Here is a 22,252-nt window from a genome sequence, read left to right on the forward strand (position 1 = left end):
CGGATCACCGGTCGCCCCCCTGCACGACCCGGGGGTCGGCGAGGAGCTCGCGGACGACGACGCGGTCGTCGAAGGGGTGCACGGTCCCGGCGACCTCCTGGCCGGTCTCGTGGCCCTTGCCGGCGACCAGCACGACGTCGCCGGGGCCGGTCCGGCCCAGGGCCAGGGCGATCGCCTCGCGCCGCCCGGCCACCTCGACCACCTCGGCGCTCGCGCCCGCGGCCCCGTCGAGCACGGCGGCGCGGATCGCGGCGGGGTCCTCGGAGCGGGGGTTGTCGTCGGTGACCACGACCAGGTCGGCCAGGCGGCCCGCGGTCTCCCCCATCAGGGGCCGCTTGCCGCGGTCGCGGTCGCCCCCGGCCCCCACCACGACGACCAGCCGGCCGCGGGTGAGCGGGCGCAGGGTGCCCAGGGCGGCCTCGAGCGCGTCGGGCTTGTGGGCGTAGTCGACCAGCACGGTGCGGCGGCCGGCGCCACCGTCACCGACCTGCTCGAAGCGGCCGGGGACCCCGTCGGTGGTCCCCAGCGCCAGGGCCAGGGGACGCGGGTCGAGGCCGGCCTCCCCCGCCGCGGCCAGCGCGGCGAGGGCGTTGGCCACGTTGAAGGCGCCGGGCAGCGGGACCGTCGTGGGCTGCGCGAGGCCGCCCGGGCCGCGCAGGACGAAGGTCGACGAGGCCGGGTCGGCGCGGACGTCCTCGGCCCACCAGTCCGCCGGCGCCCCGGTGGCGGAGAAGGTCGAGACGGCCACGCCCCGCTCGCGGCACAGGTCGACCAGGCGGCGCCCGTGCTCGTCGTCGACGTTGACCAGGGCGCGGTGGGCGCGATCGGGGGCGAAGAGCGACGCCTTGGCGGCGAAGTACTCCTCGACGTCGGCGTGGAAGTCGAGGTGGTCGCGACCGAGGTTGAGGAAGACCGCGACGTCGAAGACGACGCCGTCGACCCTGCCGAGCACCAGCGCGTGGCTGGAGACCTCCATCGCGCAGTCGGTCACCCCGCGCTCGCGCATCAGCGCGAACAGGGCGTGCAGGTCGGGCGCCTCGGGCGTGGTGAGGGCCGTGGGCACGTCGACGCCGTCGACGCGGGTGCCCACGGTGCCGACGACGCCGGCGTGGCACCCGGAGGCCTGGAGCGCCGCCTCGAGCAGGCGCGTCGTGGTGGTCTTGCCCTGGGTTCCGGTCACCCCGACCAGGCGCAGGGCCGCGGCGGGGTCGCCGTGCAGCCGGGCGGCGAGCCGGCCGAGCACGCGCCGCGGGTCCGTGGTGACCAGCAGGGGCAGGTCGTCCGGCAGCCGGTCGGACAGCTCCGCGGCGGCGCGGGCACCGGCGGGGTCGGTGAGCACCGCGACGGCGCCGGCGGCCACCGCGTCGGGCGTGAAGGCGATGCCGTGCGCGCGGGCGCCGGGCAGCGCGGCGTACAGGTCACCGGGGACGGTGCGCAGCGAGCTCAGCGTCAGCCCCGTGACCAGCGACGCCCCGCCGTCGGCGGGCAGCCGGGTGGCCGGGTCGAGCGGACCGGCGAGCTCGGCGACCCAGCCGGCGACCTCGGCGGGAGAGCGGGGCGTGACCCCCGCGGGGCGGGCTCCGGACGTGGCAGGAGGAGACGGGGTCACCGGGCGAGGTTATCGTCGCCCGGACCCCACTCGGTGGCCACCTTCTCCGGCTTCGACCCGGTCGGCGGGATGCCGTAGTGGCGCAGGGCGACGCCCATGATCTTGGCGAAGGCCGGCCCGGCGGTGGAGCCGCCGCCCGAGCCGGCGCGGGGGTCGTGCACCGCGACGTAGACGGTCAGCCGGGGGTCGTCGGCGGGGGCGAAGCCGCCGAAGGAGACGGTCGTCGAGCCGTCGTAGAAGCCCTCCTCGTTGACCCGCTGGGCGGTGCCGGTCTTGCCGGCCACCCGGTAGCCGGGCACCGCCGCGGCGGGGGCCGACCCCTCCTCGGGGTCGAGCACCTGCTCCATCATCAGCGAGGTCTGGCGGGCCGCCTCCTCGCTGACCACGCGGCGGCTGGTGGCCTGCTCGGTGCCGACGGTCGCGCCGCCGTCGGTGACCGCGGAGCCCTCGATGACGCTGGGGTCGACCCGCACGCCGCCGTTGGCGATCGTGTTCACGGCCGCGGTCATCTGCAGCGCGGTCACCGACAGGGACTGGCCGAATGCGACCCGGGCCGCGGTGGCGTCGGTCCACTGCGCGGCCGTCGGCAGCAGGCCGGCCTGCTCGCCGGCCAGGCCGACCCCGGTCTTGCGGGTGATCCCGAACTGCTCGAGGTAGGAGCGCAGCTGGCCCTTGGCGAAGTACTCCGACGCCAGGACCGTGCCGACGTTCGAGGACTTGGCCACGATGCCGGCGGTGGTGAGCCGGAGGACGCCGTGCTCCCAGTAGTCGTGCACGACCGTGTCGTCGGTCGCGAGCTCGCCGGGCACCGAGAACCTGGTGTCCATCGTGAGCTTGCCGGCGTCGATGAGCGCCGCCATGGTCAGCACCTTCTCCACCGACCCGGGCTCGTAGATGTCGGTGACGGCGCGCGACTTGTAGAGCTCCTGGTCCGGGGTCGCCTCGGGGTCGCTGGCGTCGTACGTGGGGTGGTCGGCCATCGCGAGCACCTCGCCGGAGCTCGAGTCCATGACGATGGCGATCCCGGACTCACCGCCGGCCTTGCGGACGGTGTCGCGCAGCGCACGCTGGACGTACCACTGCAGGTTCGAGTCCAGGGTGGTGGTGAGGTCCTGGCCGTCCTCCGGCTCCTGCAGCCTGCTCTCACCGAGCGGGAGCCGGTTGCCGTCGCCGACCTGGTAGCGGGCCTCGCCGTCGTGGCCGGCCAGCCAGTCGCCGAAGGTGGCCTCCAGACCGGCCAGCGGACGGGCCCGGCCGGACTCGGAGGGGCGGCCCAGGAAGCCGAGCACGTTGGCCGCGACGTCCCCGGCCGGGTAGGTGCGGATCGGGTCGTCGCGGGTGGTGAGGCCGACGAAGCCGGCCTCGGTGGCCTCGTCGACGACGCGCTGGGCCTGCGCCGCGGGCAGCTGACGGGCGACGTACTGGAACTGGCTGTCCGGGACCCGCAGCCGCTCGAGGGTCTCGACGTAGTCGAGGTCCAGGCGGCGGGCCAGCAGGGTCGCCAGCGCCGGGGCCTGGGCGGCGGTCAGCCCGGGGTCGGCGATGATCATCAGGCCCGCGACCGAGTCCGCGAGGGGCTCGCCGTCGCGGTCCAGGATCTCGCCGCGGGTCGCGGGCAGCGCCACGACCGCGGTGCCCTCGGCGGCGGCCATCGCGGCGTACGAGTTGGGGTCGAGGCCCTGGAGCTGGACCAGGCGGCCGGCGAAGACCGAGAGCACGACCGCGATCACCAGGAAGCCGATGCGCAGCCGGAACGGGCTCGACCCGCGACCGCTGCCCAACCGGGGCCGACCCGCCCGCGGGCTGCTCGTCCGGGTCCGTCGCACGCGTCCGCTCCTGTCCGCGCCGCTCACCGCTGCGCCCGCTGTCCCTGCCGGTCCTCATTCGTACCGCCCGAGGCACGGGTCGGGCCGGACGCCGCGCCGTCGGCCCGGGGGTCGGCGTCGCCGGTCCGGTCCGGCGCCTGCCCCAGCACCTGCCCCGGTGCGGCGGCGGAGGGCAGGCCGCCGTACGGGTTCGGGGCCGGCGCCGGCTCGATCGAGAACCGGTCGGTCTCGGCGGCGGCCACGCGCTCGCCGCGGACGTCGCCGCCCAGGGTCAGGAAGGTCGGGACGGTCGGGATGACCATGCCCATCCGCTGGGCGCGCTGGGCGATCTGCTGGGGGTCGCGCTGCTCGGCGATGTCCATCCGCAGCGCCTGCTCGCGGGCGCTGAGGGTGTCGGCCTCGGCCTCGAGCGCGGTGGCCGCGAAGGACGCCTGCTGCAACGAGGTGTTGAACAGCAGCAGCCCGACGACCCCGGTCAGCAGGATCAGGCTGACCAGCCCGATGAACGGCACCCGCGCCGGCGGCCGGGCCGTGCGCGGCACCACCCGGAGCCGGGCGCGCTCGACGGCGTCGCCGGCCAGGCGCGGCAGGCGCTGCCGACCGGTGGGCTGCCGGGAGGGACCGTGCGGTGCTGGGCTGCTCATCGGGGTGCTCCGTGGGTCGGGGGCGTACGTCGGGCGTCGCGCGGGTGGCCGGTGGTGGGCCGGTCGGGGTGGACGCGCTCGGCGGCGCGCAACCGGACCGAGGCGGCCCGGGGGTTGGCTGCGTGCTCCTCGTCGTCGGCCTTCTCGGCCCCGCGGGTCAGCATCCGCAGCGGCGGCTCCTGGCCCTCGGGGACGAACGGCAGGTCGTCGGGGACGTCGAGGCGGGTGGCGGCGGTGAGGACCTGCTTGACGAGGCGGTCCTCCAGGGAGTGGTAGGACTCCACGACGATCCGGCCGCCCACGACGAGGCTGGCGACCGCGGCGGGCATCGCGCGGCGCAGCACGCCGAGCTCGTCGTTGACCTCCATCCGCAGCGCCTGGAAGGTGCGCTTGGCGGGGTGCCCGCCGGTCCGGCGGGCCGGGGCGGGGATCTCGCGGTAGAGCAGCTCGACCAGGGCCTGCGAGGTGGTGAACGGCGCCTGCTCGCGCTGCCGGACGACCGCGCCGGCGATCTTGCGGGCGAACTTCTCCTCGCCGTAGTCCCGCAGGACCCGGGTGAGCTCGCGGGCGTCGTAGCCGTTGAGCACGTCGGCCGCGGTGGGCCCGGTCGAGGCGTCCATCCGCATGTCGAGGGGCGCGTCGACGGCGTAGGCGAAGCCGCGCTCGGCCCGGTCGAGCTGCATCGAGGAGACCCCGAGGTCGAACAGCACGCCGTCGGCGCCCGCGAGGCCGAGCTCGGCCAGGACGTCGGGGACCTCGTCGTAGACCGCGTGGACGCCGGTGAACCGGTCCCCGAACGGGGCGAGTCGCTCCCGGGCCAGGTCGAGCGCGTCGCGGTCCCGGTCCACGCCGACCACGCGGGCCTGCGGGCACCGCTCCAGGACGGCCTCGGTGTGCCCGCCGGCGCCGAGGGTGGCGTCGACGAGGACGGCACCGGGCCGGGCGAGGGCGGGCGCGAGCAGTGCGACGACCCGGTCGAGCAGGACCGGGGCGTGGGCGGGGGCGGCCATCGTCGCGGTCAGCTGCCCGGGGCCAGCAGGACGGAGACGAGCAGGAGAAGCAGGGCCAGGCCCAGCGAGGTGCCGAGCGAGAAGACCATCAGGGTCACCGCGTCGCGCGCCTGGTGCCGCACGCGGCGCACCTCCGGCGCGGCCGGACCGGCCACGGGGGTGAGGCGTGTGCTGCTCATGATCTCGACCCTGCTGCTCGGTGACGGGGATGCGGGTGGTGCTGGTGGTGCGGGGTGCTGCTGGTGGAGCCGCAGGGCCAGGTCTCCTGTCCGCCTCGGCGGGGAAGCGGCAGCGCGCCTGGAGCCGGGGAAGGTGCCCCAGGAGGTGCTGCCGGGACCGGGGCGGACCAGAGACCTGGCCCTGCGGTTCGGGTGTGGAGTTGTCGTGGTGGTGCGGGGGTGGGGCGTGGGTGGGGAGCTCAGCGCAGGGAGCGGGTCACTCGTCGTCCTCGTCGAGGTCGACGTACTCGGGGAGCGCCTGCTGCTCGTACTCACGCCAGCGCTCGGGGTTCCAGATCTCGAGGCGGTCCCGGGCGCCGATGACCACGACGTCGCGGTCGAGCCCGGCGAAGTCGCGCAGCGTGGTGGGGATCGAGATGCGTCCCTGCTTGTCCAGCGCACCCTCGGCGCCGCTGGAGAAGAGCATGCGGGTGTAGGCACGTGCCGACTTGCTGGTCAGGGGGCGGGAGGAGACCCGGTCGGCCTCGGCGTCGAAGACGTCCTGGGGCCAGACCACGAGGCACTGCTCCTGTCCCTGCGTCACCACGAGCCCCTCCGCGAGCCGGTTCCTGAACTTGGCCGGGAGGAAGAGCCGGCCCTTCTCGTCGAGCTTCGGGGTGTAGGTGCCCATGAAGTGCATGAGCAGTCCTCCCCGGTCGCCCCACGAACGTGGCCTCTTCCTCCACTTCGCTCCACACTACTCCACTTTGCCCCACCGTCAACCACTCTTCCCCACTTCCGCACCCCCCTCACCCACCGCGCTCCCCCACCGCCCCGCAGCCCGTCCCCCGGGCCCGTCGCGGGCGACGCGGGACACGGGTTGAGGCCACGCCCTACGGTTGACCTCACCTCGCTCCAGCCCCGGCCCGACCCGGGCCGCACCCGGAAGGACCCCGCGTGGACCCCGCTCCCTCCCCTGCCGCCACCGGCCCCCGACCCACCTCGTCGGCGGACCTCGCGACCGTCGCCGCGGTGGTGGGGCGGATCCGCGCGAACATCGAGCGGGTGATCGAGGGGAAGCCCCAGGTCGTCGCCTCGGCGGTCACGGTGCTGCTGGCCGAGGGCCACCTCCTGATCGAGGACGTGCCCGGCGTCGGCAAGACCATGCTGAGCAAGGCGCTGGCGCGCAGCATCGACTGCAGCGTGCGGCGCATCCAGTTCACGCCCGACCTGCTGCCCTCCGACGTCACCGGCGTCTCCGTCTTCAACCAGGACACCCGGCAGTTCGAGTTCCGCCCCGGCGGGGTGTTCGCCAACGTGGTCGTCGGCGACGAGATCAACCGGGCCTCGCCGAAGACGCAGTCGGCGCTGCTGGAGTGCATGGAGGAGCGCCAGGTGACGGTGGACAACGCCACCTACGCCCTGGAGGCGCCGTTCATGGTCATCGCCACCCAGAACCCGGTGGAGATGGAGGGCACCTACTCGCTGCCCGAGGCGCAGCGCGACCGCTTCATGGCCCGCGTCTCGATGGGCTACCCCGTGGAGGCGGCCGAGATCGCCATGCTCGACTCGCACGCCGGGCACTCCCCGCTCGAGGACCTCGACGCCGTCACCGACGCCGCCGAGATCCGCAAGCTCTGCGAGATCGTCGCGGGGGTGCACGTCTCGGCCCCCGTCCAGCGCTACGCCGTGGCCATCACCGGCGCGACGCGACGCAGCGACCACCTCGTGCTCGGCGCGTCGCCCCGCGCCACGCTGCACCTGGTCCGGGCCGCCAAGGCCGTGGCGGCCATGGACGGTCGCGACTACGTGCTGCCCGACGACGTCCGCACGCTGACCGGGCCGGTGCTCACCCACCGGCTGATGCCCAGCGTCGAGGCGTCGATGACCGGGCGCTCCGTCGGGCACGTCCTGGCCGACCTCGTCGACGCCGTGCCGGTGCCCCGGGGCGGCGGCGGTGCGTGAGGCCCTCTCCGGGCTGACCGTGCGCGGGCGCGCCTTCCTGGCCGCGGGCGTCACCGCCGTGGTCTGCGCGGTGCTCCTCGACCAGCGACCGCTGAGCCGGGTCGGCGTGCTGCTCGTGGCGCTGCCCCTGCTCGCCGCCGTGGTCCTCGCCCGCACCCGCTACCGGCTCTCGCTGGTGCGGGAGGTCTCCCCGCGCCAGGTCGTCGTGGGTCAGCCGGCCCAGGTCGCGCTCACCCTGACCAACGACGGTCGTACGCCCAGCGGGCTGCTCCTGCTCGAGGAGCAGGTGCCCTACGAGCTCGGCGCCCGGCCCCGCTTCGTCCTCGAGGGGATCGGCCACGGGTGGAGCAGGCACGCGGCCTACCAGGTGCGCTCGGACCTGCGCGGGCGCTTCGAGGTCGGACCGATGTCGGTGCGCGTCACCGATCCCTTCGGCCTGCTCGAGCTGGGCCGCGCCTTCCGCTCCACCGCCACCTTGACGGTGGTCCCGCGCACCGTGGACCTCCCGGCCGTCCCGCTCGGCCAGGGGTGGACCGGCTCCGGCGACGAGCGGCTGCGCGCCGCGGCCACCGGGTCGGCCGAGGACGTCACCGTGCGCACCTACCGCCGCGGCGACGACCTGCGCCGGGTGCACTGGCGCAGCTCCGCACGGACCGGTGAGCTCATGGTGCGGCGCGAGGAGCAGCCCTGGCAGGCCCGCGCCACCGTCTTCCTCGACGACCGGGTGGTCGCCCACCGCGGCGCGGGTCCGACGTCCTCCTTCGAGACCGCGGTGACCGCGGCCGCCTCGGTGGCCACCCACCTCGCCCGGCGCGGCTACACCGTGCGCCTGGTGACGGCCACCGGTGAGGACCCCGCGTCCGCCCGGCACGACGCCGCGCACGGTCCGGACGCCGCCCGGCTGCTGGAGTCGCTGGCCGTCCTGCGCCTGCACGCGGCCGTCCGGCTCGACCAGGGCTGGCTCGCCGACCACACCGCCGGGGTGACGGTCGCCGTCGTCGGCCTGCTGCAGGCCGCCGACGCACCGGTGCTGCGCCGGATGGCCCACCCCGGACTCTCGCTGGCCATGGCCCTCGACCTGGACGCGTGGGGCAGGTCGGCCGGCGGACCCGGCGGGCCGGCGGCCCCGGTGCTGCTGCACCAGGGCTGGCGGGTCGCCTCCGTCGGGCCGGGCGACGACCTGGTCACGGCGTGGCAGGAGCTCGGCCGCGGCGGGGCGCGCCCCGCGGTGCGGACCGGTCTCGGCGAGCCCGTCGGGGGTGCGTCGTGAGCACCCGACCGACCGGGTCCCGGGTCGGCCTGGCGCTGACCGGGGTGCTCACCGTCTGGGTCTCGGCCCTGTCCTGGCGGGGATTCACCGAGGCGTGGCCGGCCGCCCTGGTCCCGCTCCTGGGCATCGGGGCCGTCATCGCGCTCAGCGGTGCGCTCCTGCGCCGCCTCGCGGTGCCCGGGGTGCTCGTCGTGCTCGCCCAGGTGCTCCTCGGCGTCGGGACCTCGAGCCTGGTGCTGACCGGCTCCCCGGTGCCGCTGGGGGCGGCCGGCAGCGACCTGGCCCTCTCGTTCACCCAGGCGCTCGACTCCTCCACGAGGTACGCCGCCCCCGTCCCGGCCGGTGTGCCGGGCATCGAGCCGCTGCTGATCGTCGGCGGCCTGGGCTGCCTGCTGCTGGTGGACGTCCTGGCCTGCACGCTGCGCCGCGTGCCGCTGGCCGGGCTGCCGCTGCTGGCGGTCTACAGCGTCCCGGTCGGGATCCTCGGCACGGGTGCGAGCTGGTGGGTGTTCGTCGCCGCGGCGGCCGGCTTCCTCTTGATGCTCCACCTCGACGCCGGGGACGCGGTGACCCGGTGGGGCCGTGCCCTGGCCGACCCCGAGGACGACCGGGCCGCCGACTCCGCCGGCTTCGGCGTGCGCACGGGTGCCGCCACCGCGGGCGCGGGCGCGCTCGGCGCCGGCGCGGTCGCCCTGGCCGTGGTGCTGCCGCTCGCGCTGCCGGCGCTCGACCTGGACCTGCTGGGCGGCGGCACCGGCTCGGGCGGGGACGGTGAGATCCTGGTGACCAACCCCATGGTGGACCTGCGACGCGACCTCAAGCAGGGCAGGGACCTCCCCCTGGTCCGCATCCGCACCGACGACCCGGACCCGGCGTACCTGCGGATCTCGGTGCTGGCCAACTTCACCGAGAACGAGTGGACCGCCGGGGACCGCAGCGTCCCCGGCAACCAGGTGGCCGACGGCGCCCTGCCCCCGCTCGAGGGCCTGGACCCCGGGGTGCCCCGGGAGGCCTACGGCTACGAGGTCCAGGTCACCGACGCGCTCTCCTCGACCTGGCTGCCGACCCAGGCCCCCGTCTCGCGGGTCGAGGCGCCCGGCGACTGGCGCTTCGACACCAGCACCGTCGACTTCATCGCGGCCTCCGACGACCTGACCACCTCCGGCCTGAGCTACGAGATGACGGCGGTGGAGCCGCAGGTGGAGGCCGCCGAGCTGGCCGAGGCCCCCGCCGAGCGCGGCGAGGTCGACTCCCGGTTCCTCCAGCTGCCGGCCGGCCTGCCCCCCGTCGTCGGGTCGTTGACCAACGACGTCACCGCGGGCCTGGCCAACAACTTCGACCGCGCGGTCGCCCTGCAGGACTTCTTCCGCACCGACGGCGGCTTCACCTACAGCCTCGCGCAGTCCGAGAACGGCAACGGCGCCGACGAGCTCGCGGCCTTCCTGACCCCGGGTCCCGACGGGAGGGTGGGCTACTGCGAGCAGTTCGCCTCCGCCATGGCCGTGATGGCCCGCCAGGTCGGGATCCCCTCCCGTGTGGCTGTCGGCTTCCTGGCCCCCAGCCGACTGCCCGACGGACGCTGGGAGTACAGCTCGCGCGACCTGCACGCCTGGCCGGAGCTCTACTTCCCCGGCGCCGGCTGGACCCGCTTCGAGCCCACGCCGCCCCAGCGCGCCGCGGACGTGCCCGACTACACCGCCGGCGACCAGGCGCCCGAGCAGCTTCCGGAGGCCCCGGAGGCAGGTCCCGACGCCGCTCGCGGCGACGAGGCCGACCGGGCCGAGAACCGGCCGCAGCCGGAGGTGGCCGAGCAGCCCGCCGCGGCCCCCGCGGCGGAGTCGTCCGGCCCGTGGCGCGCGGTCGGCCTGGTCGGGCTGCCGGTGGCCCTGGTCGCGCTGGTGCTCCTGGTGCCCGGTGCCGTACGCCGCCGCCGGCGCGAGCGACGCCTGGCCGGGGACGTGGTGGAGGGGTGGGACGAGCTGCGGGACACCGCGGTCGACCTCGACGTCCCCTGGCCCGACGACCGATCGCCGCGCGAGGTGCGGGCGGCGGTCTCGCGCCACCTCGGGACGACCACGGACCTCGACGTCGTCGTGGCGGCGGTGGAGCGCGCGAGCTACGCCTCCCCGGGTCCCGGGGGGAGGCGACCGACCCCGGGGTCGCCGCCGCCGTCCGTGCCTGCCTGGACACCCTGCAGGAGCGCTCGACGACGCGCCGCAGGCGCCGCGCCCGGTGGTGGCCGAGGACCGTGGTCACCCGCCGTGGACGGCGCCGGGGGAAGAGCACAGACGGCGACCAGTCCGCCGACCGCCCCCTGGCAGAGCAGCTGCGCTGACCTGGCCGTGCGGTCCGGGCGCCCGGACCCGGAGGTCGAGGACCGTCAGAAGCCGTTGCCCTCGCGGCGACGGCGCCAGCGCTGCTCCATGCGCTCCATGAAGGAGCCGGACGGGCGCGAGGCGCCCTTGCCGGAGCCCGGCGTACGCCCGCGGGACTTGCGCGGCTTCAGCGAGCGACCGCCGTCGATGACCGCGAGGCCGGGGCTGCCGGCACCGGGTGCCGCGCCGGAGGCGTCGTCGGGCACCCGGACCTGCGGCTGACCACGCAGCGACGTCAGCGCGAGGGTGGCGCTGCCCAGCATGACCACGAAGCCGACGATGCCCACGACGACCTGGTTGGTGATGGCTCCGGTCATCAGCACGACGACCCCGACCACGAACACGACGGCGGCGAGCAGCGCACGGCGACGGGCTGTCCTGCGCATCGAGGTGCCCCGCAGGGTCGAGGCGAACTTCGGGTCCTCCTCGACGAGCGCGCGCTCCATCTGCTCGAGCAGTCGCAGCTCTTCTTCCGAGAGCGGCACCGGGTCCTCCCAGGGTCGGTCGTGCCCGGTCGATCCGGGCGTTGGTCGAAAGTCTAGGCAGGCCGCTCCACCGGCGGTAGGGACACCGGCGAATTCGCCCCACCCCCGAGCAGGCTGGCAGGCCGCACGGCCGCCGAGCCGAACCGCCGCGCGGCCTGGTCGACCGCCCGGTCGGCCTCCGCCCAGCCCACCTCGCGCTCCCCGAGGACGTGCTGGTGGTGGATCCCCGCGCGGGGTCGCAACCCCTCCACCCGCACCCCGACCAGCCGCAGCCGCTCACCGCGCAGCCCCAGGGCGTCGTGCAGCGCGACGACGGCAGCGAAGACCTCCTGGGTGGCGTCGGTGGCCTCCCCCAGCGTCCGGGAACGGGTCAGGGTGGTGAAGTCCGAGAAGCGCACCGTCAGGGCCACCGTGCGGCCCGCGACACCGGCGGTCCGCATCCGGCCGGTGACCGAGGTGGTCAGGCGCAGCAGCTCGCGCAGCACCACGGCACGATCGGCCGTGTCACGGCCGAAGGTCGACTGGGCGCCCATGGACTTGTCCGGGTCCTGGGTGACGCCGGCGAAGACGGGGGCGTGCCGCGAGCGCACCTGTCGCCGGTCCGCGCCCCACGCCAGGGTGTGCAGGTGGGGGCCGAGGTGCTCCCCGAGGTCACGGCGCAGCACCTCGACCTCGGTCCGCGCGAGGTCGCCCACCGTGAGGTAGCCCCGACGGCGCAGCCGGTCCCGGGTCTTCTCCCCCACCCCGTGCAGGTCGCCGACGTCGCGGTGGTGCAAGAAGGCCGCCACCTCGTCGGGAAGCACCACCCGCACGCCGTCCGGCTTGGCGCGGGTGCTGGCCAGCTTGGCCACCGAGACGGTCGCGGCCACCCCGACCGAGCAGGTGATCCGCTGCTCGTCGGCGATCCGCGCCCGGAGCTGCTCGGCGATCGCCAGCGGGGTGCCCAGGAGGCGGACGGCGCCCGAGACGTCCAGGAACGCCTCGTCCATCGAGACGCCCTCCACCAGCGGGGTCACCTGCCGGAAGGTCTCCATCACCGCGGCCGAGACGGTGGCGAACACCGCGTGGTCGGGCTTGAGCACCACCGCGTCCGGGCACAGCCGCAGGGCGCGCGACCCGGGCATCGCCGAGCGCACGCCGTGGGCCCGGGCCAGGTAGTTCGCCGACAGCACGACCCCGCGGTGCCCGCCACCGACGAAGACCGGGGTGTCCTGCAGGTCCGGGCGGTCCCGCAGCGCGACCGAGGCGTAGAACGCGTCCATGTCGACGTGCAGCACCGGGCAGGCCCGCGAGCGCTCGTAGGCGTCCGGGACGCTCACCGCGCGACCCCGGCCGTGACGGCCGGCCGGACCGGCCCGGGACGTGTCTCAGCGGGCGAGCAGGTGGAGCTGGGTCGCCAGCGGGAGGTACTCCGGGCGCGAGGCCACCGCCCGCTCCAGGTCGAGCAGCGCGGTCGTCGCCCCGGGCTCGGCGTCGAGCAGGGCCCCGGGGACCAGGTCGGCGAAGACCCGGACGGCGTGCACCTCCCGGTCGGCGAACCCCGCCGTCGCGACGAGGTCGTCCAGCTCGTCGTGGGTGAAGCGGCGTCCGGCGCGGTCGAGCGGGGCGCCCGGCTCGAGCGCCTCGCGCGCAGCCACGAAGTGCCCGGCCATCGCCCGGGCCAGCACCGCGGCGTGCCGCTGGGCCACCAGGAGGCTGAGCGCGCCACCGTCACGCACGACCGCACGGAGGGTGTCCAGGGCCGTCCCCGGGTCGTCGACGACCTCGAGCACGCCGTGGCACAGCACGAGGTCGGCCCCGTCCGCGCCGAGGACGTGGAGCGTCGTGGACAGGTCGCCCTGCACCGCGGCCACCTCGACCCCGCGCTCGCGGGCCCGGCGTGCCAGCGAGGCCAGGGCGTCGGGGCTCGGGTCGACCACGGTGACCCGGTGCCCGCGCTCGGCGACGGCGACGGCCGAGCCGCCGGTCCCACCGCCGATGTCGAGCACGTCGAGGGGCCCGGCGTCGAGGACGGGCCGCAGCGCGTCCCACACCACGGCCGTGCGGATCGCGCTCCTGCGCTCGCTGGGTCGCTCCGTCGCCGGCATGACGCACACCCTAGGAGACCGCCGCCCGATCCGCCCCGCCGCGCCCCGCGGGTCGCGCCCGACGAGGCCGCCGTACGCCGGACGGACGCCCCGGCGCTGCTCACCCCGCGTAGCGGGTCGGGGCGGGCTGGCACGCAGCCCACGACGACGGCACCGCGGCGTGCGGGACCAGGCCCAGCATCTCCTCCACCACCGCCAGGAACCGGTCGGCGTCGCGGACCAGGTCGTCGGCCTCGCGCTCACCCACCGCGCGCGAGGACCCGGCCTCGGCCGCGGCCCGCTTGCCGGCCCCGGCGGCGAAGAACGTCGCCCACTCACCGAGCTCCGGTGCCACCTCGCTCAGCAGGACCCAGGCGTTCTTCTGCCGGCGCCCCCGGGACGGCTCGGGACGAGCACGCGCGGCGAGCAGGGCCGCCGCGGCGCGCAGCGCGGCGACGTGGGCGCAGGCGTAGCGCGTGGCGACGTCGGTGCTGCCGACCGCCTCGCTGAGGGACTCGGCGGACCGCCCGAGGTAGGAGTGGGTCGTGGCCGGCAGGCTCACCGGTCGCTCGACCACCGCGGTCCCCCGCCCGTGCTGCTGCCCGTGCTGCTGCCCGCGCCGCTGCCCCGTCCGGTCCTCGCGTCGTGCCGCCATGTCGCGTCCCCTCGCCGTCCGTCGAACACGTGTTCGAACGACTCGAACGGTACACCGGTCCGCCGACACCCCGTCAAGACCTGTGGCTCACCCGGCGCGTGCTAGCGCGTGACCCCAGGCCGCTCGGAGTCGGCGACCCGTCGCAGGAAGAGCGAGACCGGCGGGCGCCACAGCGCCACCAGCGTCGCGACCTCGACCACCAGGCCGACGACCGACACCACCACGAACGACGTCGGCGGCGACGTGCGGAGGGCGGCCACGGTGGCCAGCACCACGAAGGCGATGATCGCGGCCAGGCACCACCGCGCCCAGCCGTGCCCCGCACGGAGGAAGGCCAGCATCAGCAGCGCCGAGCCGACGAAGGTCCCGCAGCACACCAGCGCCACCGGGACGAACGACAGCGGGGCGATGGTGCTGTCGGGCGGCTGCCCGGCCGTCCAGGCGTCCATCAGGGGCTCGCGCTGCACCACCACCAGGGCCGCGGTGAGCACGCCCACCAGGACCTGGGCCCACACCCCGCGAGCCACCCAGGTCAGGGCCCGCGAACGGGGCGGGCCGGTCGTCGCCGAGGTCGGCTCCGCTGCTGTGCTCACGTGCTGGTCTCCCGCCGGGGCCGCGCCCCCTGCTCCGCTGTGCCCCCGGCGCCACGGCCGGGTCCGCTGGTCGGTCCGGGACGCCCGCACGCCGCCCGTCTAGGGTCCGGGCATGACGTCCGAGCATCCTGGTGTCACCCGGTTCCGAGCCGCGCACGCGGAGCGCGGCGGGACCGGTGAAGTGGTCATTCTGCCTGACGCCGCCCACACCGCCGTCCTCGCCGCCGCCGCGCTCGGCTGCGAGGTGGGCGCGATCGCCAACAGCCTGCTCTTCGAGGTCGACGGGCACCCCGTCCTGGTGCTGACCAGCGGCGCCCACCGGGTCGACACGTCGGCGGTGGCCGCCCGGATCGGCACCGGCCCGCTGCGTCGCGCCTCCGCCGAGCTCGTCCGGGCCGCGACCGGGCAGGTGATCGGGGGCGTGTCCCCCCTCGGCCACCCCACGCCGGTGCCCACCTACGTCGACACCTGGCTGCGCCGGCACCCCCGGGTCTGGGCGGCCGCCGGCCACCCGGCCGCGGTGTTCTCCACCGACGCCGACGAGCTGGTGAGGATGACCGGTGCCCACGAGATCGACGTCGAGCGATCCTCCGGGCCCGGCCGGACCTAGGGTCGCGCCGTGGCACGCGTGGTGGTGGTGGGGGGCGGGCTCGGCGGTCTGGCGGTCGCCCTGCGGCTGGCCAAGCAGGGCGAGCAGGTCACCCTCGTCGAGCGCGCGCCGACCCTCGGGGGCGCCCTGCGCCCGGTCGAGGCCGACGGGTGGTCGTGGGACGGGGCCGTCACCTGGACCATGCTGCCCGCGGTGGTGCGCGACCTGGTGCACAAGACCGGTCGGCCGCTCGAGCGCGAGCTGGACCTGCAGCCGGTGCCGGTGCTGCGCGAGCACCGCTTCGTCGACGACACCCGGCTGCTGCTGCCCGGCGGGTCGCGGCAGGGGCAGCGCCGTGCGTTCGAGGCGCTCGGCGCCGGTCTCGGCGACCAGTGGCTGGCCCACACCGACGCGTACGCCCCGGTCTGGGAGACCCTGCGACGCGGCTACCTCGAGCCGTGGGAGACCACCGGCACCGGGCCCTCCCAGGAGGCGCTGGCCCTCCTCGGCTCGCGCGAGACCCTGCGTCGGCGGCTGCGCGGGTCGCTTCGTGACGACCGTCTGGCCGACGTCGCGGCCCACCCCCTCGTGGTCGACGGCCACGCCCCGCGTGACGTGCCGGCCTGGGCCGGCGTCACCTCCTGGCTGGAGCAGTGCTTCGGCGGCTGGCGGTTCACGGGCGGCACGGCCCGGTTGCTCGACCTGCTCGTCGACCGGCTCGCGCTGCGCCGGGTCGGGGTGCACACCGGCACCGACGTGCTCGACGTCGTGGTGCGCTCCGGGCGCGTCGCCGGCGTGGCCACGACCGCGGGCGTCCTCGACGCCGACGTGGTCGTGTGCGCCGTCGACCCCCGCCGGCTGCCCACCCTGGCCCCGCTGGTGCGGGCCACCGTGCCGGCGCTGCCCCCGGCGCTGACCCACGTCGGGCTCCACGACCCCCCGCCGCTCGACCACGAGCTCGTGCTGCACGGCGACCCCCTGGTCGTCGTCCGCCCCTCCGGCCCGGGCGCCTGGACCGTGCTCGGACGCGGACGCGGCGCCTCGGACCCCCTCGCCGACCTGGCGCGGGCCGGCCTCGACGTGCGCGACCAGGTCGCGGTCCGGGTCGACCGCTCCCCCCGCGCCCTCGTCGAGGAGTGGGGCGGCTCGCCGCTGGGCGTGCTCTGGCAGGGCCGGGGCACCGTGCGCCACCGGATCGGCCCGCGCACCCCGGTCCCGGGCCTGTACGCCGCCGGGGCGCACGCCGTCCCCGGTCCCGGGGTCCCGTTCGTCGGGATGTCGGCGGCGCTCGTGGTGCACGCCGTGCTGGCCGACCTCGGCCGGCCGGTGGAGCCCTGAGCCCCGGGCCGGACCGGGTCTGCAGCCGGGTCTCAGGCCCGGTCTGGGACCCGGGTCAGACCCGGACGTCGAGGGCGGAGAAGATCTCCAGCGTCGCCTTGGACCGGTTCAGCGTGTAGAAGTGGAGCCCCGGGGCGCCACCGTCCAGCAGGTCGCGGCACAGCTCGGCCGCCATCGCGACCCCCTCGGCCCGCATCGCCGCGGCGTCGCCCGCGTGCGAGGAGATCCGGTCGACGACGTCGCCCGGCACCGTGGTGCCGATCAGCTCGCCCTGCTTCTCGATGTTGGCCAGGTTCAGGATCGGCATGATCCCGGGCAGCACCGGGAGGTCGCAGCCGCGGTCGCGGACCCGCTGCACCAGGGAGAAGTAGTCCTCGGCGCGGAAGAACATCTGGGTGACCGCCCACTCCGCGCCGGCGCGGGCCTTGGCCACCAGCACGTCCGCGTCGTGGTCCAGGGACGCCGACGACGGGTGCTGCTCGGGGAAGGCCGCCACCCCGATCCGGAAGTCGCCGCGGGCGCGGGCCAGCTCGACGAGCTCCGTGGCGTGGTCGAGGCCCCCGGGGGTCGCCGTCCACGGGGCCCGCGGCCCCTCCTCGGGGTCGCCGCGCAGGGCGAGCACGTGGTGCACGCCGGCGGCGGCGTAGGTGTCCAGGATCGCCTCGAGCTCGGTGCGCGTGTGGCCGACGCAGGTCAGGTGCGCGATCGGCACCATCGAGGTCTCGTGGGCGATCCGGCTGGTGATCCGCACCGTCGAGTCACGGCTCGACCCGCCCGCGCCGTACGTCACCGAGACGAAGGTCGGCCGGTACGGCTCCAGCTCGCTGATCGCCCGCCAGAGCTGCTCCTCGCCGGCCTGGTCCTTCGGCGGGTAGAACTCGAAGGAGAACGACCGCCCGCCCTCCGCGAACAGCTCCGCCATGCTGCGCCCAGGCCCCGTCGACATGCTGCCGAGCGTAGGCGGGGCGCTCCCACCCCTCCCAATCCCGGCCGCACCCGCCCAGGGCCTAGCCTCGAGGCGTGAGCCCCTCCTCCGAGCCTGGCGCGCGGACGCCGTGGGACGCCACCGCCTTCCGCGCCGGGGTGCAGCACGCCCTCGACTCCTTCCTCGACGAGCAGGCCGTCCGTCTCGCCCCGGTCGGGCCGGACGCCGACCTGCTGGTCGAGGAGGCGCGTCGGTTCGTGCGCGGGGGCAAGCGGTTGCGCGCGTCGTTCTGCTGGTGGGGCCACCTGGCCGTCGACCCCGAACCGGCCGACGAGGCCGCGCTGCTGCGCGCCTGCGCCGCCCTGGAGCTCCTGCACGCGAGCGCGCTGCTGCACGACGACGTCCTGGACGCGTCCGACACCCGGCGGGGGTCCCCCACCACGCACCGCATGCTGGAGGCACGGCACCGCGCTGCGGGGTGGACCGGCGGCGCCGCGGCGTACGGCGAGGCCGGCGCGATCCTGCTCGGCGACCTGGTGCTGTCCTGGGCCGACGAGCTGCTGCGCCGCTGCGGCCTGCCGGCGGACCGCGTCGCGGCCGCGATGGCCGTCTACGACCAGTGCCGCAGCGAGGTGATCGCCGGGCAGTTCCTCGACGTGTCGGTGCAGGCCCGTGGCCGCGCCGACGTCGACGCCGCGATGACCGTGCTGCGCTACAAGTCCGCGAAGTACTCCGTCGAGCGTCCGCTGCACATCGGCGCCGCGCTGGCCGGCGCCGGACCGGACGTGCTGGCCGACCTCTCCCGCTTCGGCCTCCCCCTCGGCGAGGCCTTCCAGCTGCGCGACGACCTCCTCGGGGTCCTGGGCGACCCGGCCGTGACCGGCAAGCCCGCCGGCGACGACCTCGTCGAGGGCAAGCGCACCGTGCTGGTGGCGCTGGCCCTGGACGGAGCCCCGCCGGCCGACCGCGCGCGTCTCGACGCGGCCCTCGGCACGCCGCTGGGACCCGACGACGTGGCCGACCTGCGCCGCATCATCGTCGACTCCGGCGCCGCGGAGCAGGTGGAGGAGGTCATCGGGGCGCTCTCGCAGCGGGCCCGGGAGGCCCTGGACCGGGCGCCGCTCGACGGGCACGCGCGCGCCGTGCTCGGTGACCTCGCGACCGCGGCCACCCAGCGCACCCTCTGACGGTCAGCGCCGGTCCAGCAGGGGCAGGCCGAGGTCCGGGCCGTCGCCCAGCAGCAGCACGACGGTCGGGGCCTCCTCGTGGGCGGTGACCACGCGCAGCGCCCCCCGGGTCGCCCGGGGGTGCTCGGCGGCCAGGTCCGCCCAGTCGTCGCAGACCACCAGCAGCGGCGGGCGCGCCGGCAGCGCGCGCACCCGCTCCTCCAGGGCGTCCAGGTTGTGCCCGTGCAGCCCGGAGACCTCCAACGCGTCGCCCAGGGACGCGACCAGGTCCGCTCGACCCCCGAGACCGCCGGCGACCAGCCGGGTGGCGCGCCACCCGGCGCGACCGGCGACGCGGACCACGCGGCCGGCGTCGTACGACGGGGGCGCCGTGGGCCACCGGTAGGCGCCGGGCGGCGTCGCGCCGGCGAGGAGGCCGGCCAGCGCGGTCATCGTCGCGCCGTCACGAGATGATGCGCTCGAAGGAGTCGTAGTGGTCGGCGGTCCAGAACAGCTCGTCCGGCTCCCCGGCCACGACCCGTCGCGCCCCGCGGTCCGACGAGCCGGGCGTCGGCACGGTGTACTCGGTGTAGTAGCCGTCCTGGCGGTCGGGCAGGATCCCCTCCCGGTTGTAGAACGTGCCGCCGTCCTCGTCCTCGGGGAACGGCCCGCCGTCGGCGATCAGCTCCACGGTGGCGAGGGCCTCGGGGGGAGCTCGTCCAGGGAGACCCAGGTCAGCCCGGTCTCGGGGTCGACCTCGCCGCTCTGCGGCACGGAGGCGGCGCCGCCGTCCGGGCCACCGTCGACGTCGTCCGCGGTCGAGGCGAAGCCCGGCGGGCTCCCGCTCCCGGTCGGGGTCCCGGGGTCGCCGCCGCTGACGAACCAGACGCCGACGACGACACCGACCACCAGCAGGATCGCCAGCAGCCCGGAGGGGTTCGGCTTCCACCCGGGCTCGCGGGGCGGCGCGGGCATCACCACGGCGCGAGTCCTAGAACGCCATCGCCTGGGCGCGCCGCTTGGCCTCCGAGCCGCGGTTCTCGCGCAGCGCGTCGATCGGGCGGCCGGGCAGGTCGAGGTCGAGGTAGAGCCAGGCGATCGCCTCGCGGTCGTCGTAGCCGCCGTCGTGCAGGACGGTGAGGATGCCCGGCAGGCCCTTGACGGGCAGCATCTCCTCGTCGTCGACGAAGTCGGCCGGGACCTGCTGCCCGGTGCCGGGGACCGGCACGGCCGCCGCGAGCTCGTGGTCGCGGATCATCGTGCGGACCTTCGCCGGCGTGACGCCCAGGCGCTCGGCGGCCTGCGCCCAGGTGAGCCAGGCGGGCACGAGCGCTGCCAGGTCCTGGTCGGCGAGGCGGACGGGGGTGGACTCGCTCATGGCCGCATCGTCTCACCGTCGGCGCTCACCCGCCACGCCGGGAGCGGGCGTGGCCCGGGCCCCCGCGGCCCCGCCACCTACGATGTGGGTCCCGGGCCCTCCCCGCCCGGACGCAGGAGGCCCACCCGTGCACACCGACCAGTCGGCACCCAGGCCGGCGCGCCGGCCCCGGCCGGGACCCGGTGCCGGACCTGTCGACCCCTTGCACGGCCGCTTGCTGGACGGGCGCTACCGCGTCGGGCCCACCATCGCCCGTGGCGGCATGGCCACCGTCTACGAGGCGACCGACCTGCGCCTCGACCGGACCGTCGCGGTCAAGGTGATGCACGCCCACCTCGTCGGGCACGGTCACGACGGCGGGGTCGGCGACGACGTCGCGATGCGGTTCGTGCGCGAGGCCCGCGCGGCCGCCCGGCTCTCCCACCCCCACGTCGTGGCGGTCTTCGACCAGGGCGACGACGACGGCGTGGTGTTCCTCGCCCTGGAGATGGTGCGCGGCGGGACCCTGCGCGACGTGCTGGCCGCCGAGGCGCCGATGCCTCCGTCGCGTGCGCTGGCCCTGCTGGAGCCCGTGCTCTCGGCGCTCGCCGCAGCCCACCGCGCCGGGCTCGTCCACCGCGACGTCAAGCCGGAGAACGTCCTGATCGCCGAGGACGGCACCGTCAAGGTCGCCGACTTCGGCCTGGCCCGCGCCGTGGGCGCCGACACGCGCCACACCGCCACCCAGGGCGTCCTGATCGGCACCGTGTCCTACCTGGCCCCGGAGCTGGTCGTGGAGGGTCGTGGCGACGCGCGCGCCGACGTGTACGCCGCCGGGGTCGTGCTCTACGAGATGCTGACCGGCGCCAAGCCGCACGAGGGCGAGAGCCCGATCCACGTCGCCTACCAGCACGTCCACGCCGACGTCCCCGCGCCGAGCGCACGGGTCCCGGGCCTGCCGGCCTACGTCGACGCACTGGTCGCCCGGGCGACGGCCCGGGACCGGGCGCAGCGCCCCGCCGACGCCGACGTGCTGCTGCGCCAGGTGCGCCGGGTGGCCCAGGCCCTGACCGACGGCGTCCCGGAGGACCCGGAGCTGGTGCTGGACCTGCGCCCCGTCCCGACCCCGACCGTGGCCCCGACCACGGCCCCGGACACGTCGCCGGAGGACGCCGACACCGGGCCCGTCGCACCCCGCGCGCCGGTGGTCGAGCACACCACCGCCTACGCCAGCCACGCCAGCCACGCCGCGCCTCCCGCGAGCGCGGCGTCGGCCCGCCCCGCCCGGCCCCGGGCCTCCGCGTCCCCGGCGGCACCCGCGCGCCGTCGGCGCGGCCTGCTGCTCGTCCTCGGGCTCGTCCTGGCCCTCGTCGTCGCCGGCGGCGGCTACTGGGTCGGCTGGGGGCGCTACACCGCCGCCCCCGCGGTGCTCGGCGTCGGCGTCGCCGCGGCCGAGGACCGGCTGGCGTCGGCCGGCCTCGAGCTGGACGTCGTGGACGAGACCTTCTCCGAGACCGTCGCCGAGGGGCGCGTCATCAGCACCGACCCCGGGCCCGGGGACCGGGTCCTGCCCGGAGGCACGGTGGAGGCCGTGGTGTCCCTCGGGCAGGAGCGCTACGACGTGCCGGCGCTGGCCGGGCGCGGGGTCGACGAGGCCCAGGACGCCCTGCTGGGCCTGAACCTGGACCCGGACGACACCGTCGAGCGGTGGTCCGAGGAGGTGCCGGAGGGCACCGTGGTCCGGACCCGACCCGCCGCCGGCACCACCCTGCGCTCCGGCTCCCCGGTCGACCTCGTGGTCAGCCGCGGCCCCCGGCCCCGGCAGGTCGGCGACTGGGTCGGTCAGGACTACGACACCGCGGCCGCGGCGCTCGAGCAGCGCGGCCTGCAGCCGGTGGTCGGCGGCGAGGCCTTCGACGACACGGTGCCCGAGGGGGCCGTCATCTCCCAGGAGCCCTCGGGAGGCACGCTCTTCCAGGGCGGGACGGTCACCTTCACCGTCTCCCAGGGTCCCGAGCTGGTCGCCGTGCCCGGCGTGCTGGCCGCCGGGATCGACTCGGCCACCGACACCCTCGAGGCCGCCGGGTTCGAGGTGGAGGTCGCCAACGACGACTCCTTCGTCGGCCTCGGCTTCGTGGTCGGCTCCGACCCGGGCGAGGGCGAGATGGTCCCCCGCGGCAGCACGATCACGCTCTACGTGGTCTGAGCGGGCCGCACCGCC

Annotated in this window: 22 protein-coding genes and 1 pseudogene; 7 read left to right on the forward strand and 16 right to left on the reverse strand. The window is 76.3% G+C overall.

Annotated elements, in window-relative coordinates:
- Nucleotides 1-4: 4 nt before the first annotated feature.
- The 6 genes from ENKNEFLB_RS15970 to mraZ form a co-directional block, all read right to left on the reverse strand.
- Nucleotides 5-1,609 carry a UDP-N-acetylmuramoyl-L-alanyl-D-glutamate--2,6-diaminopimelate ligase gene (locus tag ENKNEFLB_RS15970; RefSeq protein ID WP_246535595.1) on the reverse strand — a complete coding sequence of 535 codons (1,605 nt, stop codon included), beginning with the start codon at nucleotides 1,607-1,609 and terminating at the stop codon, nucleotides 5-7.
- Entirely contained in the window at nucleotides 1,606-3,435 is a 1,830-nt protein-coding gene (locus ENKNEFLB_RS15975) for a peptidoglycan D,D-transpeptidase FtsI family protein (protein WP_246535596.1), read from the reverse strand. Before ENKNEFLB_RS15975 ends, ENKNEFLB_RS15970 begins: the two co-directional genes overlap by 4 nt.
- Before the next feature lie 23 nt (nucleotides 3,436-3,458).
- Nucleotides 3,459-4,079, reverse strand: a complete 621-nt coding sequence (ftsL, locus tag ENKNEFLB_RS15980; RefSeq protein ID WP_214056299.1) for a cell division protein FtsL — start codon at nucleotides 4,077-4,079, stop codon at nucleotides 3,459-3,461.
- Nucleotides 4,076-5,089, reverse strand: coding sequence for a 16S rRNA (cytosine(1402)-N(4))-methyltransferase RsmH (rsmH, locus tag ENKNEFLB_RS15985; RefSeq protein ID WP_214056300.1), 1,014 nt, complete (start codon nucleotides 5,087-5,089; stop codon nucleotides 4,076-4,078). Before rsmH ends, ftsL begins: the two co-directional genes overlap by 4 nt.
- A gap of 8 nt (nucleotides 5,090-5,097) precedes the next feature.
- The gene (locus tag ENKNEFLB_RS15990; RefSeq protein WP_214056301.1) at nucleotides 5,098-5,268 is read right to left on the reverse strand and encodes a hypothetical protein; all 171 of its coding nucleotides are present in this window, start codon (nucleotides 5,266-5,268) and stop codon (nucleotides 5,098-5,100) included.
- 256 nt (nucleotides 5,269-5,524) lie between these two features.
- Nucleotides 5,525-5,947, reverse strand: coding sequence for a division/cell wall cluster transcriptional repressor MraZ (gene mraZ / locus ENKNEFLB_RS15995; RefSeq protein WP_160008137.1), 423 nt, complete (start codon nucleotides 5,945-5,947; stop codon nucleotides 5,525-5,527).
- 257 nt (nucleotides 5,948-6,204) lie between these two features.
- On the opposite strand from mraZ, the gene ENKNEFLB_RS16000 reads away from it, so the two are divergent.
- From ENKNEFLB_RS16000 to ENKNEFLB_RS22680, 3 genes and pseudogenes are all read left to right on the forward strand, one after another.
- Nucleotides 6,205-7,212 carry an AAA family ATPase gene (locus tag ENKNEFLB_RS16000; protein WP_214056302.1) on the forward strand — a complete coding sequence of 336 codons (1,008 nt, stop codon included), beginning with the start codon at nucleotides 6,205-6,207 and terminating at the stop codon, nucleotides 7,210-7,212.
- On the forward strand, nucleotides 7,205-8,482 hold the full coding sequence (locus ENKNEFLB_RS16005) for a DUF58 domain-containing protein (RefSeq protein WP_214056303.1): 1,278 nt from the start codon (nucleotides 7,205-7,207) through the stop codon (nucleotides 8,480-8,482). The genes ENKNEFLB_RS16000 and ENKNEFLB_RS16005 overlap by 8 nt, the downstream gene beginning before the upstream one ends.
- Before the next feature lie 44 nt (nucleotides 8,483-8,526).
- Nucleotides 8,527-10,128, forward strand: a pseudogene (locus ENKNEFLB_RS22680) (transglutaminase TgpA family protein); the annotation flags it as partial.
- A gap of 734 nt (nucleotides 10,129-10,862) precedes the next feature.
- Here ENKNEFLB_RS22680 and ENKNEFLB_RS16010 read toward each other — a convergent pair.
- The 5 genes from ENKNEFLB_RS16010 to ENKNEFLB_RS16030 form a co-directional block, all read right to left on the reverse strand.
- Nucleotides 10,863-11,342 carry a DUF3040 domain-containing protein gene (locus ENKNEFLB_RS16010; protein ID WP_214056304.1) on the reverse strand — a complete coding sequence of 160 codons (480 nt, stop codon included), beginning with the start codon at nucleotides 11,340-11,342 and terminating at the stop codon, nucleotides 10,863-10,865.
- Nucleotides 11,343-11,395: 53 nt separating this feature from the next.
- Nucleotides 11,396-12,661 (reverse strand): DNA polymerase IV, encoded by a 1,266-nt coding sequence (gene dinB / locus ENKNEFLB_RS16015; RefSeq protein WP_246535597.1) that lies wholly within the window; start codon nucleotides 12,659-12,661, stop codon nucleotides 11,396-11,398.
- Nucleotides 12,662-12,709: 48 nt separating this feature from the next.
- Nucleotides 12,710-13,429 (reverse strand): methyltransferase domain-containing protein, encoded by a 720-nt coding sequence (locus tag ENKNEFLB_RS16020; RefSeq protein ID WP_214056305.1) that lies wholly within the window; start codon nucleotides 13,427-13,429, stop codon nucleotides 12,710-12,712.
- A 100-nt stretch (nucleotides 13,430-13,529) separates the two neighbouring features.
- Nucleotides 13,530-14,063 (reverse strand): SAV_6107 family HEPN domain-containing protein, encoded by a 534-nt coding sequence (locus ENKNEFLB_RS16025; RefSeq protein ID WP_214056306.1) that lies wholly within the window; start codon nucleotides 14,061-14,063, stop codon nucleotides 13,530-13,532.
- 101 nt (nucleotides 14,064-14,164) lie between these two features.
- Nucleotides 14,165-14,656 (reverse strand): hypothetical protein, encoded by a 492-nt coding sequence (locus tag ENKNEFLB_RS16030; RefSeq protein WP_214056307.1) that lies wholly within the window; start codon nucleotides 14,654-14,656, stop codon nucleotides 14,165-14,167.
- Nucleotides 14,657-14,768: 112 nt separating this feature from the next.
- Between ENKNEFLB_RS16030 and ENKNEFLB_RS16035 the strand changes: the two genes are divergently transcribed.
- The gene (locus ENKNEFLB_RS16035) at nucleotides 14,769-15,266 is read left to right on the forward strand and encodes a YbaK/EbsC family protein (protein ID WP_214056308.1); all 498 of its coding nucleotides are present in this window, start codon (nucleotides 14,769-14,771) and stop codon (nucleotides 15,264-15,266) included.
- 9 nt (nucleotides 15,267-15,275) lie between these two features.
- Nucleotides 15,276-16,583 (forward strand): phytoene desaturase family protein, encoded by a 1,308-nt coding sequence (locus ENKNEFLB_RS16040; RefSeq protein WP_214056309.1) that lies wholly within the window; start codon nucleotides 15,276-15,278, stop codon nucleotides 16,581-16,583.
- Nucleotides 16,584-16,638: 55 nt separating this feature from the next.
- On the opposite strand, the gene metF is transcribed toward ENKNEFLB_RS16040, so the two are convergent.
- Nucleotides 16,639-17,529, reverse strand: coding sequence for a methylenetetrahydrofolate reductase [NAD(P)H] (gene metF / locus ENKNEFLB_RS16045; RefSeq protein WP_214056310.1), 891 nt, complete (start codon nucleotides 17,527-17,529; stop codon nucleotides 16,639-16,641).
- Between the two features lie 74 nt (nucleotides 17,530-17,603).
- Here metF and ENKNEFLB_RS16050 point away from each other — a divergent pair, with 74 nt between their 5' ends.
- Nucleotides 17,604-18,695, forward strand: coding sequence for a polyprenyl synthetase family protein (locus ENKNEFLB_RS16050; RefSeq protein WP_214056311.1), 1,092 nt, complete (start codon nucleotides 17,604-17,606; stop codon nucleotides 18,693-18,695).
- A 3-nt stretch (nucleotides 18,696-18,698) separates the two neighbouring features.
- On the opposite strand, the gene ENKNEFLB_RS16055 is transcribed toward ENKNEFLB_RS16050, so the two are convergent.
- From ENKNEFLB_RS16055 to ENKNEFLB_RS16070, 4 genes are read right to left on the reverse strand one after another with little or no spacing between them, the layout of a single operon-like run.
- Nucleotides 18,699-19,127, reverse strand: a complete 429-nt coding sequence (locus ENKNEFLB_RS16055) for a barstar family protein (protein WP_214056312.1) — start codon at nucleotides 19,125-19,127, stop codon at nucleotides 18,699-18,701.
- Nucleotides 19,128-19,137: 10 nt separating this feature from the next.
- A complete protein-coding gene (locus ENKNEFLB_RS16060; RefSeq protein WP_214056313.1) occupies nucleotides 19,138-19,365 on the reverse strand; it encodes a guanyl-specific ribonuclease in 228 nt (75 codons plus the stop codon).
- A complete protein-coding gene (locus ENKNEFLB_RS16065; RefSeq protein ID WP_214056314.1) occupies nucleotides 19,356-19,655 on the reverse strand; it encodes a hypothetical protein in 300 nt (99 codons plus the stop codon). The genes ENKNEFLB_RS16060 and ENKNEFLB_RS16065 overlap by 10 nt, the downstream gene beginning before the upstream one ends.
- A gap of 10 nt (nucleotides 19,656-19,665) precedes the next feature.
- On the reverse strand, nucleotides 19,666-20,052 hold the full coding sequence (locus ENKNEFLB_RS16070) for an Rv2175c family DNA-binding protein (protein ID WP_214056315.1): 387 nt from the start codon (nucleotides 20,050-20,052) through the stop codon (nucleotides 19,666-19,668).
- Nucleotides 20,053-20,314: 262 nt separating this feature from the next.
- Between ENKNEFLB_RS16070 and ENKNEFLB_RS16075 the strand changes: the two genes are divergently transcribed.
- Entirely contained in the window at nucleotides 20,315-22,237 is a 1,923-nt protein-coding gene (locus ENKNEFLB_RS16075; protein WP_246535598.1) for a Stk1 family PASTA domain-containing Ser/Thr kinase, read from the forward strand.
- Nucleotides 22,238-22,252: the final 15 nt, after the last annotated feature.

The sequence above is a fragment of the Nocardioides aquaticus genome, from assembly GCF_018459925.1.
GTDB classification, from domain to species: Bacteria; Actinomycetota; Actinomycetes; order Propionibacteriales; family Nocardioidaceae; genus Nocardioides; species Nocardioides aquaticus.